At 70.8% G+C, this 14,188-nt stretch carries 14 protein-coding genes and 3 pseudogenes; 7 read left to right on the top strand and 10 right to left on the bottom strand.

The window, feature by feature from the left end:
* On the bottom strand, positions 1–232 hold a 232-nt coding region (locus V5E28_RS44530; RefSeq protein ID WP_336216226.1), incomplete at its 3' end, for a hypothetical protein.
* 511 nt (positions 233–743) lie between these two features.
* Here V5E28_RS44530 and V5E28_RS44525 point away from each other — a divergent pair.
* Complete coding sequence (locus tag V5E28_RS44525) at positions 744–1,298, top strand: ArsR/SmtB family transcription factor (RefSeq protein WP_336216225.1); 555 nt, start codon at positions 744–746, stop codon at positions 1,296–1,298.
* On the top strand, positions 1,295–2,599 hold the full coding sequence (locus V5E28_RS44520) for an MFS transporter (RefSeq protein ID WP_336216223.1): 1,305 nt from the start codon (positions 1,295–1,297) through the stop codon (positions 2,597–2,599). Before V5E28_RS44525 ends, V5E28_RS44520 begins: the two co-directional genes overlap by 4 nt.
* A gap of 570 nt (positions 2,600–3,169) precedes the next feature.
* Here V5E28_RS44520 and V5E28_RS44515 read toward each other — a convergent pair.
* Positions 3,170–4,111, bottom strand: coding sequence for an alpha/beta hydrolase family protein (locus V5E28_RS44515; RefSeq protein ID WP_336216222.1), 942 nt, complete (start codon positions 4,109–4,111; stop codon positions 3,170–3,172).
* Between the two features lie 14 nt (positions 4,112–4,125).
* Positions 4,126–4,635, bottom strand: coding sequence for an LLM class flavin-dependent oxidoreductase (locus V5E28_RS44510; protein ID WP_336216220.1), 510 nt, complete (start codon positions 4,633–4,635; stop codon positions 4,126–4,128).
* Positions 4,636–4,891: 256 nt separating this feature from the next.
* Here V5E28_RS44510 and V5E28_RS44505 point away from each other — a divergent pair, with 256 nt between their 5' ends.
* The gene (locus V5E28_RS44505) at positions 4,892–5,479 is read left to right on the top strand and encodes a TetR/AcrR family transcriptional regulator (protein ID WP_336216218.1); all 588 of its coding nucleotides are present in this window, start codon (positions 4,892–4,894) and stop codon (positions 5,477–5,479) included.
* A gap of 36 nt (positions 5,480–5,515) precedes the next feature.
* Here V5E28_RS44505 and V5E28_RS44500 read toward each other — a convergent pair whose 3' ends face one another.
* Together V5E28_RS44500 and V5E28_RS44495 are read right to left on the bottom strand one after the other, a co-directional pair.
* Positions 5,516–6,439 (bottom strand): endonuclease/exonuclease/phosphatase family protein, encoded by a 924-nt coding sequence (locus tag V5E28_RS44500; protein ID WP_336216217.1) that lies wholly within the window; start codon positions 6,437–6,439, stop codon positions 5,516–5,518.
* A gap of 154 nt (positions 6,440–6,593) precedes the next feature.
* A complete protein-coding gene (locus tag V5E28_RS44495; RefSeq protein ID WP_336216215.1) occupies positions 6,594–7,577 on the bottom strand; it encodes a sigma-70 family RNA polymerase sigma factor in 984 nt (327 codons plus the stop codon).
* Positions 7,578–7,636: 59 nt separating this feature from the next.
* On the opposite strand from V5E28_RS44495, the gene V5E28_RS44490 reads away from it, so the two are divergent.
* Both V5E28_RS44490 and V5E28_RS44485 read left to right on the top strand, forming a co-directional pair.
* Positions 7,637–8,260 carry a maleylpyruvate isomerase family mycothiol-dependent enzyme gene (locus V5E28_RS44490; protein ID WP_336216214.1) on the top strand — a complete coding sequence of 208 codons (624 nt, stop codon included), beginning with the start codon at positions 7,637–7,639 and terminating at the stop codon, positions 8,258–8,260.
* A 162-nt stretch (positions 8,261–8,422) separates the two neighbouring features.
* Positions 8,423–8,650 carry a hypothetical protein gene (locus V5E28_RS44485; RefSeq protein ID WP_336216213.1) on the top strand — a complete coding sequence of 76 codons (228 nt, stop codon included), beginning with the start codon at positions 8,423–8,425 and terminating at the stop codon, positions 8,648–8,650.
* Here V5E28_RS44485 and V5E28_RS49870 read toward each other — a convergent pair.
* Together V5E28_RS49870 and V5E28_RS44480 are read right to left on the bottom strand one after the other, a co-directional pair.
* Positions 8,537–8,863, bottom strand: a pseudogene (locus V5E28_RS49870) (HD domain-containing protein); the annotation flags it as partial. The gene V5E28_RS44485 and the pseudogene V5E28_RS49870 sit on opposite strands and share 114 nt — an antisense overlap.
* 2 nt (positions 8,864–8,865) lie before the next feature.
* Complete coding sequence (locus V5E28_RS44480) at positions 8,866–9,183, bottom strand: PadR family transcriptional regulator (protein ID WP_336216212.1); 318 nt, start codon at positions 9,181–9,183, stop codon at positions 8,866–8,868.
* 268 nt (positions 9,184–9,451) lie between these two features.
* Between V5E28_RS44480 and V5E28_RS44475 the strand changes: the two are divergent.
* A pseudogene (locus V5E28_RS44475) lies at positions 9,452–9,901 on the top strand (2'-5' RNA ligase family protein); the annotation flags it as partial.
* Between the two features lie 359 nt (positions 9,902–10,260).
* On the opposite strand, the gene V5E28_RS44470 reads toward V5E28_RS44475, so the two are convergent.
* The 3 genes from V5E28_RS44470 to V5E28_RS44460 form a co-directional block, all read right to left on the bottom strand.
* Positions 10,261–10,440 (bottom strand): hypothetical protein, encoded by a 180-nt coding sequence (locus V5E28_RS44470; protein ID WP_336216211.1) that lies wholly within the window; start codon positions 10,438–10,440, stop codon positions 10,261–10,263.
* 223 nt (positions 10,441–10,663) lie between these two features.
* Positions 10,664–11,044 (bottom strand): RidA family protein, encoded by a 381-nt coding sequence (locus V5E28_RS44465; RefSeq protein WP_336216210.1) that lies wholly within the window; start codon positions 11,042–11,044, stop codon positions 10,664–10,666.
* A 210-nt stretch (positions 11,045–11,254) separates the two neighbouring features.
* Complete coding sequence (locus V5E28_RS44460; protein ID WP_336216229.1) at positions 11,255–13,837, bottom strand: AAA family ATPase; 2,583 nt, start codon at positions 13,835–13,837, stop codon at positions 11,255–11,257.
* Between V5E28_RS44460 and V5E28_RS44455 the strand changes: the two are divergent.
* Positions 13,752–14,102: pseudogene (locus V5E28_RS44455) on the top strand (hypothetical protein); the annotation flags it as partial. The gene V5E28_RS44460 and the pseudogene V5E28_RS44455 overlap by 86 nt on opposite strands.
* Positions 14,103–14,188 lie beyond the last annotated feature (86 nt).

Genomic DNA, 14,188 nt, shown 5'->3' with positions numbered 1-14,188 from the left:
GGTCACCCCACACCCAGTAGATCCAGCCGTATTGGTTGGTGATCTTGCGGTACAGGTGGACCCAGCCGTAGCCGCTCGGGCCCGACCTCTTGGCCACCCAGTCGTTGGTTCCGGGGAAGCTGTACGGCCACAGGTTGCGCCCGCACGATAGATCGGCGGCCTGCGCGTCGGCCGCAGGGGCCAGGGTGGCCATGGCTGTCACCAGGACGACTAGAACGCGTTTGACTCTCATGAAACCTCCGTGGGGTCCGGTGCACTCAGCAATCGTTGATCGGGAGAGGGGCAGCCCGCATCGGAGGCGGCGCTGATCTTCGGTTCTGCTTTCCAACGGATTGACAAGCGCCGGCGCTGAGGTGATCAAGCGTGCGACGCCTGAGGAGGTCCCACCGATCCGTCGGAACGCGTAGCGAAGGCCGGCTTCGCGGCTGATGTGATCAATGCGGTGAGCGCCTAGCATGCGCAGGTGCCCGCACGGTTGGTGGTCCTGGCTCGTCGGCATTCGCAGCTGGTGGACGTGGTCGTCGCGCTGGGGTTGACCGTCGCGTCGTGGATCTTGCCCCTCATCGAGCCGCAGCCTCCGGATCGGCTGCCCGATGCGCTCGGCCTGGGCCTCAGCGCGGGATCCCTCTACGAACACCGCGCAAGCCCTCGAACAGCCGGGCGTCAGCACGGCTCGGGGGTAGATCCGTTAGATCAGCGCCATATTGCTAGGCCTCAACCCCTTGCGCAATGGTCAAGAGTCGTTGACCATTGTCCGCATGCCTACCGATGATCTCCCCGAGACGTTTCACGTCACCACTGACGAGCAACTACGCGCCGTCTCTAATCTCACGCGTCACCGGATCATGGCCGTGCTCCGCTTCGAGCCGGCGACGATCACGCAGATCGCCCAGCGGGTGGGCCTTGCGAAGGGGAGCTCCAGCTATCACGTGCGGCTACTGGAGCGGGCCGGCCTGGTGAAGGTGGTGCGGACGCGGAAAGTGAGAGGGGTCACCGAGCGGTACTACGCGATGGCCGCGCGGTCGATCGAGCTGCCGGATCCAGGGCCGGGGCAGCCGGACGTGCTGCTGCGGAATGCGGTGGCGGACCTGGAGTCGTCGCCGATGGATGGCGAGAGGCACGTACGAATGGCGCATCTGCGACTCACCGAGGAGCAGTTCACGGAGCTGGGGGCGCGCCTGCAGGCACTGGCGGATGAGTACCGGACGCTGTCTGATCCATCGCTTCCCGACGTGTCGCTGGTCTTCGCGCTATTCCGGCCGGCTCCGCGCCAGCAGGTCGAGGGAGACGCCAAATGACCCAAAAACTGACGAACGACGTGGTGAAGCTGCCGGCCGGGTTCGGGCGACTGTGGACCGCGCAGACGGTGTCCTCGCTCGGTGACGGCGTGACGCATGCCGCACTGCCGCTGCTGGCATTGACGTTGACCCGGGATCCGATGGCGCTGGCCGTCGTCACGGCCGCCGGGACGCTGCCCTGGCTGCTGTTCGGAGTGCTCGGCGGTGCTCTGGTGGACCGCTGGGACCGCCGCCGCACGATGTGGGTCACGGACGCCGCGCGTGCGGCGCTGCTCGCCATACCCGCTGCGGCGGCGGCGCTCGACGTGCTGAGCATCCCGCTGCTGGCGGCCCTCGCGTTCCTGCTCGCCCTCGGAGGGCTGTTCTTCGACACGGCCGCCACGGCGTACCTGCCGGATCTGCTCGGCCGCGACCCCGCCCAGCTGGAACGCGCCAACGCTCGCCTGCGCGGCGCCCAGACCGCAGCGTCCGGCTTCGCCGGGCCACCTGTAGGCAGTGCGCTGCTCGCGCTCGGACGTTCGGTTCCGCTGCTCGCCGACGCGGCGTCGTTCGCGCTGTCCGCACTGCTCGTCCGGTCGCTGCCCGCCGTGCCGCGCCCGGCCGCAGGCGCCCGCGAGTCGCTGCTCCGGCAGGCGCGGGCCGGGGCCTCCTACGTCTTCCAGGACCGGCTGCTGCTCGGGCTCGCGCTCCGTCCGGCGGTCGGGAACGTCGCTTTCCTCGCCGTGGAGACCGTCCTGGCCCTGTTCGCCCGCGAACATCTCGGCGTCGGCGCCTTCGGCTTCGGCCTGCTCCTCACCGCCGAGGCCACCGGCGGCCTGCTCGGCGCGGGCATCGCCTCCTTCCTCGGCCGGCGCCTGGGCACCGGCACTGCGCTGACCTGCACCGCCGCAATCGAGGGCCTCGCCATTCTGGGGCTCGCCTCCGCCCCGAACCCGTACGTGGCCGGGCTCGCGCTCGCCGTCTGCGGGGCGGGCATGGGCGCCACGATGGTGCTCGGCCCCTCTCTCCGACAGGCCATCGTCCCGGCCCACCTGATGGGCCGCGTCGCCTCCACCTCCCGCATGCTCGCCATGTGCGCCGCCCCGTTCGGCGCCTTCCTCGGCGGCTGGCTGGCCACCACCTACGACCTGCGCACCCCGCTCTACGCCGCCGCCGGCCTCCTCCTCACCATGACCGCCGTCACCGCGACCATGACCAGCAATCGCCGCGTCGAGACCGCACTGCGCAGCGCGCGCCCGCAAGCCGACCCGGCCGACCAGGACCCCGCCAAGGAGATCGCTGTGCAAACCACATCCTTGTGACGGTCATCGCTTGCGGGTCACAACACCTCCACCCGCATCGGAACGGTGAAGGCCGTTGCCCCGCCGGGCAACGGCCTTCACGCACTCATCTCCCCTCCCCCGAGAGACAAGATCGAAAATCACGACGGAAAGCTTTCAAAGAATCACGCCGTCAAGAAATCCAAGTCACAGCCAGCGGCTGCTCCTCCGCGGCGCCGGCCAGCAGACCGAGCATGGCCAGGCCTACGAGGAACCGATTCAGCGCGTCGCCCTCCCGTAGTCCGAACGCGACGGACAAGCGCCCGACGTCCCGGCTGGCCGCGTTGTCCAGCACTCGTCAGCGACCCCGCCTCGCCGGCCATCCACGATTGCGCAGGACGGCGACGCCCCCGAGGCATCGCGGTCGCGTGGGCGGAGCGGGCGTACCCGAACCTGATCCACTACAACAAGCTCGACAAGGGCGGACACTTCCCCGCGTGGGAGCAGCCGGACCTCTTCGTACAGGAGGTTCGCGCGGGCCTCCGGTCGCTTCGCTAGATGGCTGCAAGGGCGCATGTGCGGAGCGGGGGCTCGGGTCCTGGCGAGGCCGGCTTACTTGCTCTGCAGCTTCCCCAGTGGGCTGGGGTCCTCTTCCAGTGCGGTGGCCGCCGTCTTCCAGCCGGCGTCTTCGGAGTAGAGGGCGCTGCGCAGGAAGGCGGAGGTGAGCCGCTGGATCAGCGCGACGCGTGCGGGGTCCTCGTCCGTGGTTTCGGCGGCCTCGTACCCGGGGATGCCGCCGAGCGAGTGCTCTGCCCCGAACAGCGTGAGCAGGCTCTTGCTCCCGGGACTGTAGACGTAGGGGTCCGTGAACCAGTCCGGCCCACGGGTCGACAGCGCGGACTGGTCGTGGTCCCCCGCGACGATGAGAGCCGGGGTGGTCATGTTGTCGAAGAACGGCTTCATGAAGGGGAAATGCCCGGCCGCGAAGGGGGTCAGATCGTCGCCCAGGCCGGTCAGGGCGAGCAGCACGCCCGCCTTGACGCGGGGGTCGGACATGTCCTCGCCGGGAACGCCGTCGGCGTCCAGGACGCGCGCGCCCAGCAGCGCGCTCGCGCTCTGGGCTCCCCAGGAGTGGCCGGCCACGGCGATGCGGCCGCGGTCGAGGCGCCCGCCGAGGCCCGGCGCGGAGGCTTCCAGAATGTCGAGCCTGTCCAGGACGCGCTTGAGGTCCTCGATGCGGATGCGCCAGATCTGCGGCGTACGAGGGTCCTCGGGCGGGAGGCCGAGCGTTCTGGAGTCGAGGTGGGTGGGCTGCAGGACCACGAAGCCTTGAGCGGCCCAGTGGTCCGCCAGCGGGGCGTAGCCGTTCATCGACGAGCCGAAGCCGTGCGAGAAGACGATGATGGGCAGGTCGCTGCCGGTCGCCGGGGCGGACACGCGGACCTGGAGATCGTCGCCGCGGCCCGGGGCGGGCAGGATGACCGGCTGCACCGAGACGACCGGAGTGGGCGCACTGACGGCCAGGTCCGTGATCGCCTTGTCTGTTTCGATCATGAATGGATTCTCCTTCAGCGATTTTCGGTGATGAGCTCGTCGGTGACCCACCGTGCGACGCCTGCGGGGTAGGGCGCCGACAGCCCGAGGACGATGTGCCGGAAGCCGGCGTCGATCGCTTCGCCGATCGCGTCCCGGGTGGTGCCGGGCTGGTCGTAGGAGACGGGCAGGTGGATCGAGCGGATGATCGAGGCGGGGTCCCGGCCGATCTCGGTGCAGTAGCGGTCCAGCAGCGCGCTGCGGCTGACGACGTCGTCGATGTCGCCGCCGGGAATGTTCCACAGGTCGGCGTGCTCGGCGACCACGCGCAGCGTCGCGGACGAGCATCCGCCGATGAGGATCGGCGGGTGGGGGCGCTGGACGGGCTTGGGGTTGCCGAAAATGGGCAGGAGGTGATCGAACAGCCACGCGTGTTCGATCTCCGGGATCATGTCTGCCTCGCGCCAGACCCGCAGGACGTCGTGGTAGTCGACCTGTGACGGGGCGGTCATGGTCCCGAAGCGGGGCCGGGTGGCGTGCGGCATTGGGGCGTTGGTCCTTTCGACACCGGCCGCGCCGACTGGGGCGCCGCCAAAGAGGTAAACGGAACGGGTTTCCGAATGTACGATTTCCGGCGCTCATCACGGCTGACCGCACGCCGGTGCGATGCGTGAACGTGGAGGCGACGTGCAGCTTGGCCGTCGACCGGCGCTCTGGCATCATGGGTAAACGGAATCTGGTTCCCATTACAATAGGGAACGTTGTTCCGTTTCGCAAGTCGGCATGGAAGGGAAGCGCGCAGTGAACGACGACGGAGGCGTGGGGCGTGCTGCCCCGCGTAAGCGGGCCGACGCCCGGCGCAACGAGAGGACGCTGCTCGACGCCGCCGCCGCCGTCTTCGTGACCTCGGGCGTCGAGGCGCCGGTGCGCGACATCGCGGCCAGGGCGGGAGTCGGGGTGGCCACGATCTACCGCCACTTCCCGACCCGAGCAGATCTGATCATCGCCGTCTACCGGCACCAGGTCGAGGCCTGCGCCGAGGCCGGTCCAGCCCTGCTGGCGAGCGTCGCGAGTCCTTACGCCGCACTGGGGCGATGGATCGACCTCTTCGTCGACTTCCTGGTCACCAAGCACGGACTCGCCGCCGTGCTGCAATCCGACAACGCCGGCTTCGACACCTTGCACGCCTACTTCATCGACCGCCTCCTGCCCGTGTGCACCCGACTCCTCGACGCTGCCGCCGCCTCCGGCGAGATCCGCTCGGACCTCAACGCGCTCGAACTCATGCGCGGCGTCGGGAACCTCTGCATCGGCGCGGACAACGATCCCCGCTACGACGCGCGGCGGCTGGTCGGCCTCCTCATCGCAGGACTACGCCAACCGCGCTGACCGCGGCACAGTGGACGACGGGGCCCAGTGTCCCCATCACGGGAGCCTGACCTCGGCGAACACCGGCCGATGATCGGTGTGCCGCAGGTCCAGCACGCGGAAGTCCCGCACGGCCATCCGCGAATCCGCCAGCACGTGGTCGATCGTCACGCCGGGCTCCCGCAACGTGCGGCCTAGCGCCTGCGGCCAGGTCGCCGTGAATCCGCGCCCCATGACGTCGGCCGCGTCCCGATAGCCGGACGCCAGCAGCTCACGCATCGGCAGGTGGTCGAGCGTGGCGTTGAAGTCCCCCGCCAGCAGGCGCAACTCCCCGCCGCCGCGCGGCAGCGCGTCGAGACCGCCCTGCCAGCACGGTTGCCGGCCGGTCCGGCTGGGCGCGCACGGGTGCACGGAGACGATCTCCACGCGGGCCCCGCCGGGATGCGCGAGCCACGCCCTGGCCTGCCCGAACGCGCCCACCTTGATCGTCTCGCCGGCCGTCAGCGGATGCCGCGCGTACACGGCGGACCCGCCGACCCCCGGCGACGGCCGCGTGACGGCATGCGGCAACGTTGCTCGCAGGCCCGCCTCCTCCAGCCGCCGCATCGAGTCCGGCGTGAGCTCCTGCAACGTCAGCACGTCCGGCCGCACCTCATCGACCAGGGCCATCAGCTGGGATGTGTCCGCCTGGCCCACCATCAGGTTGGCCGCCAGTACCCGCAACACCGGTCCTTCCGCGGCCGGATTGCCGTCGGCGAAGGCCCGGGGCACGACGGCGAGCCCCAGCGCCACCACGGCCGCGACCCCCACCATGCCCGCCGCCCGCCGTCTCAGCACCCACGCCAGCGCCCCGCTCACCACCGCCCCGGCCGCCGCGTAGGGCGTGTAGGCCACCACCGGTACCCATGGCCAGTCCGGCTCGAACCCGCTCAGCCGCACCAGCGCCCACCCGGCGAACGGTACGACGGCGATCCAGCTCATCCATGTACGCACGCTCCTGTATTGCCACAAAGCCCGATATGCGTTCATGAAGAGGTGCGCAGCATCTCGGGCCGGGAGGCGGCTTGTCGCTGTCGCCAGCGGCCGACGCTCTCGGCCCGCTTCGCAGTCATGCGGCCGGCGCAGGCCGCCGTGATCAGGGGAGCTCGGAGGGCAGGCCGAAGGCCGGGAAGTGGCCGGGGCCGAGGAACGAGGTGATCTCGGCGATGAGCTCCCCGCGCAGCCCGAACACCGTGATCGACCACGCCTCGTGCGGCCCTTCGGCGGATCCGCCCAGGTAGAAGGCCACGGCGGGCTGGCCGTTGGCGGTGGTGGACAAGTGACGCCAGCTGGGACACCGGGTCAGCGGAACCTCGACCGCGAACTCGGTGACCGCGGGCAGCCCGCCGTACCACTGCGCCAGAGGCGGCATCGACCAGGTCACGTCGGCGGTGAGCAGCGCCACCAGAGCGTCGGCGTCGCCGCGCTCGAGCGCGGTGGCGAAGCCCGTGACCAGCTCCCGGACGCGGGCGTCGCCGAGGGTCCGCAGGGTCCGCTGCTGGCTGGGGCCGGGGACCCGGTCGGCGACGCCCCTGCGAGCTCGGGCCAGGGCGGAGTTCACGGAGGTGGTGGAGGCGTCCATCATGGCGGCGATCTCGGCGGCCGAGAATCCCAGCACGTCGAACAGCAGCAGGGCGGCACGCTGGTTGCCCGGCAGGTGCTGCAGGGCCGCGACGAAGGCGAGCTCGACGGCCTCACGCTGCTCGTAGTCCAGCCCGACGTCGTGGTACGGGCCCAGCCAGGGCTGCTCGGTCACCGGAGCGGCGTCGAGCACCGCGTGGTCGCTCGACGGGCCGAGGTCGACGGGCAGGGCGCGCCTGTCGCGGGTCTTCACCAGGTCCAGGCACGTCCTGGTGGCCACCGTGTAGAGCCAGGAACGCAGGGTCGAGCGGCCCTCGAAGCGGGGCAGGCCGCGCCAGGCCCGGAGGAGCGCCTCCTGCAGGGCGTCGTCGGCGTCGTGTACGGAGCCGAGCATGCGGTAGCAGTGGGCGTGCAGCTCGCGCTGGAGCGGCTGGACGAGGCGGGTGAACGCCGCGTCGTTCCCGGCTCGGGCCTGCGCCAGATCGGTGTTTTCCGTCACAGGCGACGATTCTGCATCATGGCCGCAGTCCTACTGTCAACGACAGGAGGTGCTCTGACATGACAGATTCCGGGCTTTGGGCGCTGATCCACGCCGAGCGGGCGGCCCTGGCCGCCGATCTCGCGACGCTGACGGACGGGCAGTGGGCGACGCCGTCCCTCTGCCAGGGCCTGACCGTGCGCGAGGTGCTGGCCCACCTGACCGCGGCCGCCCGCCTCAACGCCGTGCGGTGGCTGGCGGGCGTGGTGCGCTGCCGGTTCGACTTCGACCGGCAGGTGGTGATGCGGCTGGCCGAGCAGCTGGGGGCGTCGCCGGCCGAGACGCTGGAGAGGTTCCGCGGGGCCGTGACGAGCAGGACCAAGCCGCCACTGCCCGTGGTGGCCATGCTGGGCGAGACGGTGGTCCACGGCGAGGACATCCGCCGTCCCCTGGGCATCCGCCGCGACTACCCGATCGCCACGCTCACCCGCCTGGCCGAGTACTACGTGGGCTCCGACCAGGTCGTCCTGGCCAAGGGGCGGGTGCGCGGCCTGCGGCTGGCCGCCGACGACGGGCCGTTCGCCCGCGGCTCCGGGCCTTCGGTGACCGGGTCGACGCTGGCACTGACCATGGCGATGACCGGGCGCGGCAGCTACCACGACGAGCTGTCGGGCGACGGCGTGGCGATCCTGCGCGGACGCTGAAGCAACGCCACGGAGCAATTCGAGGATGTAGGCACGGCGGCCGGTGGGCAGTGCTGCAAGCTCGGCCGACCACTCGTGGAGGTAGCGTCTCCGGGCCGACGCGGGCAGGATCAAGGACGCCGCGCGCACCGCGGTGAAGCCTGGTCCTGGGGCGAGCCGGGCGTGGGCGAGGGACTTCAGGCGCTGCTTGTCCGGTGCCAGGTGCTCGATCGTCCGCATGTTGTGCAGGCGGTGGAAGAGTTTGAGGAGCACGATCCGGTCGTCGGCCGGTACCGGACCTTCTTGGTCCAGAGCGGTGACGCCCGCCACGAGTCCCCTGATCTCGGGGCCGAACTCGGCGCCGAGAAGGCCGAGGTCGTAGCCCGGCCCGTCGTTGACGACGTCATGTAGTAGGGCTGCGCATATCGTCGCGGTGTCGTCGCTTGCCGCCGCGACCAGCGACGCGACTTCGACGGGATGGGTGATGTAGGGGTCGCCGCTGTACCGGCACCGCCCCTCATGCCGCTCCGCGGCGCGTTCGTAGGCGAGCTCGACGAGCCTCAGGTCGTCGCTGCTCAGGCGATCGGCGAGCTGATTCAGCAGGGGTGCGATCAGAGTGTCCACGATCACGCTCCCTGCGTTCCGGGGCTGGCGCGGATACCGTCCCTCCGGCGGGCACGGCCGGCCCGTTCGGCTTCCTCGCGGGCGCGCACGGCACCCTCCCTGGTGAGCCGGTAGTACCTGCGGGGCGGGCGTCCAGCCCGTTCGTCCGATTCGGCGTACTCCCACCGGCTTTCCAGCCACCCATATTGTTCGAGCTGCGCGAGTCGTGGATAGAGTGTCCCGTTCGCCAGTCCAGTCGCCGCCCGCAGCTCCAAGCCATAGAGCTCCCGCTCGGGTTCAGCGAGGAAGATCCTGATCACCTCCAGCGTGGGACGGGTCATACGTGGCTTATCCGACATATGTCGATCGTGCGACTCCTGACCACCGCCTACCAGTCCCGCGAGGGCAATACAGGCCTTACCTGTCGAGTTCAACCCGGTCGGCGGCGCGCAGGACATGCACAGCAGTTCATTCGGCGACATATCCAATGGATCACCTTGCCCGGAGGCTGGAGACTGAGGTCATGAAGCCGACTCAGACCGCTCTCATCGTTCCCGTACCCGAGGCCGAGGAGGCGGTCGCCCCTTTCGGGCGGCGCTCGACGCGGCGGCTGCTTGGGGAGTGCCGGCTCACGTAACGGTGCTCTACCCTTTCCTCCCACCTGAGCAGATCACCCCCCAGGTGCTCACCGCCCTCGCCGGCACGATCGCGGGCGTGCCCCGGTTCGACGTCACTTTCACCCACGTCGACTGGTTCGGTGAATCGGTCGCATGGCTTGCTCCGCGACCGAACCACGTATTTCGCAGCCTCACCGCCGCAGTGTGGCAACGCTTCCCAGAGACACCGCCCTACGAGGGTGCCTACGCCGACACCGTGCCGCATCTGACCATCGGACACGACGCCCCCAAGCACCTGCTTGATCAGGCCGCCGCCATCGTGTCCACTTACCTGCCGATCCAGGCGGCAGTCGAGGCGGTCCAGCTCATCAGCGGATCGCTGGAGCCCGGCTCCTGGCACACCGTCTCCGCCTTCCCGCTGGGGCAGCACATGGCCATGTGATCAATGGCAGCAGCGAGCCCGGTTCGAGTTGGACGTCTGACGTCTGTCTTGTACGGCCCGCGCCCTTGCCGGAAGCGCGGGCCGTACGTCACGCGAGCAGGGCCGGCGCCAGGCGTTCCAGGTGATCGACGACGTCGCCCAGCTCCTCCCCGACCGGATGAACGAGCACGTGATCGGCCCCCGCCTTGAGATGCGCGTTGACGTGAGTGGCGATGGCCGCCTCGTACGCCGAGTCCGACCACGAGCCGGTCCGGGTACGTCTCGGCGGCGGCGCGGGCGGTCACCGCCGGACGTGCCCAGACGTTCGCGATCCCGGTGCCGAAGACGAGTCGATCCGTGTCGGCCAGCAGGATGCCCAGCTACGCGAACACGTCCGTGCCGCCGGGCGTCTCGCCGATCCGGAGGGATCGATACCTGGCCGCCTCGATCCTCCGAACGAGCCGGGCGCGCTCCTCGATGGGGGCCGACCACAGAACTGCCACATGCAACCACACCCCGATCCGCCCGAGCCGCGACCGCACCGGTTCGACGAAACCCATGACATCCTCCGCGTAAAGACAAGTGGAGATCGTAAGATCGCCGCAGCACGGCCTGCCTCAGCCCGTCAAACCCCCCGATAGACTTCCGGGCTGGACCGTGCGATGGAAAAGGATCACTCTTCGGGGGCGCTCGCGGGACACCACAAGGCGGCCTTGCCGTGGCGCGTCCGGCCGGTCGGCGATGTCCTGGGGCTGCGGCGAACGCTGGGGCCGGGCCCGGCGATCAGTCTGTGACGGCCACCATGGCAATCGACACCAGAATCCCCGGCCGATCGACACCCAGCCTGCTCACGCAGCGCGGCGGCCGCACGTTCGGGAAGAACTCGTCGAAGACCTCGTTGACGCCGTCGGCGTCAGCGGGCCGCAGGAGCAAGGTATGGACCATGACGGCGTCGCTCAGCTCCGCGCCGCCGGCGCGCAGGATTGCCTGGCAGTTGAGCAACGACTGGCGGGTCTGCTCCTGGATGGTGGGCCCTGCCAGCTCACCGGTCGCCACATCGACTCCGACCGTTCCGGCGACGTAGATCGTGTCGCCCGCCTTCACCGCCTGGCTGTAGCTGGGGTACTCCGGCGCCTCGGGCGTGGAGATGACCTCTCGGGGCATCGAATTGCTCCTGTCTGGAAGTGCTCACGCTCCCTTTCACCAGCGAGTCTGCGTCCGGCGGACAGGTGCGGACGTCGGTAGCGGATGCCTAGATGCACTGCGGAGGCTGCCCATCTCTTCCCATGGGCGGCGTCCCGCCTGGTCCGGACGCCGAGCTTGGCCAGGACCGCTGACACGTGTGGCCCGCGCAGCCACGCCACGTCAGCTCGATCACTGGAGGATCCCCAGGTCGCGGGCCCGTGCCACTGCCTCCTTGCGGGTACGGGCGCCCAGCTTCTCCAGCGCCGCCGCGACGTGACTGTCCACGGTGCGCACCGAGAGGACGAGCTGACCGGCGATCTCGGCGTTGGTCATGCCCAGGGCGAGGAGCTGGACGACCTCGCTCTGGCGTTCGGTCAGCCCGGCCGGGTTGACCCGGGTCGCGGGTGCCGGACCGCGCGGGATCCGGGCCACACCGAGGCTCCTCAGGCGCGCCCGGACCAACCGGGCCAGCGGCTCGGCCCCGAGCCCGTCGAGCAGGGCGAGAGCGGCTAGTTGGTCGTCTGTCTCGGGGCTCTCGGCCAGGGCCGCCGCGTACTCGTACCGGCAGCCGGCCGCGCGCCACGCCTCGGCCGCCTCCCGCCACCGGCCGTCGGCGAGCAGCGCGTACGGATGGTCCAGTCGGTTCCCGCCGACGGGCCGGCCCGCCCGGCCCAGCCAGTACGCCAGCTCCGCCCGGTCGGCGACCGTGCCGAACCGGCGGGCCAGCTCGTACGCCTCGGTCAGCTCGGCGACGGCGGCACCGGCGTCGCCGCCGAGCATGGCCGCCTCGGCCAGCGCCGCGGCGGCCGGAGCGATCCACTGGCACTCGCGCATGGGCACCGCGATCCGCCACGCCTCACGCAGCGTCTCCACCGCGCCGGGCTCGCCGCGGCGCAGGCGGGTACGGCCGATCAGGGTCACCGCGGCGCATCGCACCGGCGGGGAGCTGTCGAGCGCGTACGCCGCGGCCGGCTCGACCTGGTCCCAGTCCGCGGTCGCGAAATGCAGCGCCCCCAAGGCCACCTGCAGGTACCGGGAGAACATCACGAAATCAGAGCGTTCGGCGAACTCGATGCCCTCGGTGAGGAGCCTCCTGGCGTCGCCGAGACGCAGCAGCTCCAGGTCGTACAGGACGAGATTCACATAGGCCCGGCAGGCGTGCTCCGGCTCGTCGGCGGCGAGCGCGATCCGCAGGCTCTCCTCCATGGTGGAGCGTGCGCGCGCGTCGCCGATCTGCCAGAGCGCCATGGCGAGATTGTTGAGCGCGTGTGACAGGGTCGCGGGCGTGTCCCTGCCGAGCGCGATGGCCCGCTCGGCCACGACGATGGCCTCGGCGTCGTGCCCCGCCAGCGCGTGCAGCTGCGCCTTGCCGCTGAGCGCCATCGCCAGCAGGTCGTCGTCGCCCGCGGCGGTGAGGACGGCGATCGCCTCGTCGGCTGCCGCGTTCGCCCCGTCCGGATCCCCGGCCCACCAGCAGATGCGCGAGAGCCAGCGCAAGGAAGCCCCGCAGGCACGCGGGTCGTCACCGCGCCGCAGCTCGACCGCCCGCCGCTGGGCCGCCAGCGCGTCGGCGGCCGGAGCGTCGATGGTGTAGCTCTCGATGGCGAAGCCCTCCCACAGCTCCGCCTCGGCTCGCGGCTCGAGGATCGGGTGCTGGTCGAGCACCAGACGCAGATGGGCCGCCGCTTCCCGGTGCGCCCCGGCCGCAGACGCCTCCCGGGCGGCAATCGGCCCGTATTGGAGGATGATGCCGGTGTCGCCCGCCTGCGCCGCGTGATGCACCACCCGGGACACGTCGGTCCCCGGCCTGGACAGGAGCGCGGCGAGCACGCTGCGGTTCGCCGCCATCCGGCGCGCCGCCGGCATCGAGTCCACCACCGCGCGGCGGGTGAGTTCGTGGCGGAAGGTCACCCGGCTCGGCGTGACAGCGAGCAGGCCGCGCTGCTCGGCCGGGGCGAGTGCGGCCGGGCCCGCCGGTACGAGCGCCTCGACGAGCCAGCGCCGCACGGCCGACGGTACGACGGCGAGCCGTTCGAGGATCTCCAGCGTGGCCGGGTCGAGATGCGCCACCCGGGCCTGGACGGCGTCCGCGATCGTCAACGGCACCGCCGTCGCGTCGCCGGCGGCCAGCACCTCGGTGACGAAGTACGGGTTGCCGGAGGTTATCGCGAAGACCTCGTCCGCATCGACGTCCCCGTCGACGTCCGCGGCGGCGCTCAGCCGACGTACCGCGGCCGCGGTGAGCCGGGCCAGGCGCAGCCGGCGCACCCGCCCCACCCGAGAGGCCAGTCCGAGCAGCTGCCGCAGCGGATGGCCGGTGCCCAGCTCGTCGTCGCGGTAGGTCAGCACCAGGACCAGCGGCAGTTGCGCCGCCCGGCGGACCAGGTACCGCAGCACGTCGAAGGTCGCCTCGTCGGCCCAGTGCACATCCTCGATGGCGAGCACCGTCGGGTGGTTAGCCCGGCCGAGCTCGTCGCGCAGGGCCTCCAGCACCTCGCCCCGGTCGCCGCTTTCCAGTGCCCGGGTCAGCGCCGTACCGACGCTGCCGATCAGATCCCGTAACGGTCCGAGTACGCGCGGCGTCGCCAGGTCGTCGCAGTAGCCGACGAGGAGCCGGCCCTCTGCCGGCAGCACCCGCCGGATGGCCTCGACCAGGCTCGACTTCCCGATCCCGGCTTCGCCGGAGATGAGGACCCCGGTGCCGGTTCCGTCGCCGGCATCGCGGGCGGCGCTGCCCAGCGCGGCCAGCTCATCTTCGCGCTCCAGGATCATCCTGCCCACTTCTCCCAGTCTGGCATGCGGTTCCGGCACGGGCGCGTGCTCGGGGGCGACGATGGCGGCCGGCAACATCGTGATCGGGGACCGCCTCGGGCTGTATCGGGCCCTCGCCGACGGACCGCTGCGACCACACGAGCTCGCCGAACGGACCGGCACGGCACCGCGGTACGTCGATGAGTGGCTGCGCGGCCAGGCGGCCGGGGGCTACGTGGAGTACGCGCCGGAGACGGGAAACTACTGGCTCACCGAGGAACAGGCCTTCGCACTGACCGATCCGGACGGGCCGGTCTTCGCCCCGGGAGCGTTCCAGCTCGCGGTGGGCGCGCTGCGCGCCGAGCCGGAGAT

Origin of the sequence: Nonomuraea sp. LPB2021202275-12-8 (assembly GCF_037044575.1) — a bacterium.
Taxonomy (GTDB): Bacteria; Actinomycetota; Actinomycetes; order Streptosporangiales; family Streptosporangiaceae; genus Nonomuraea.
Note: the sequence above shows the minus strand (reverse complement) of the source record. Positions and strands in the feature narration are given on the sequence as shown.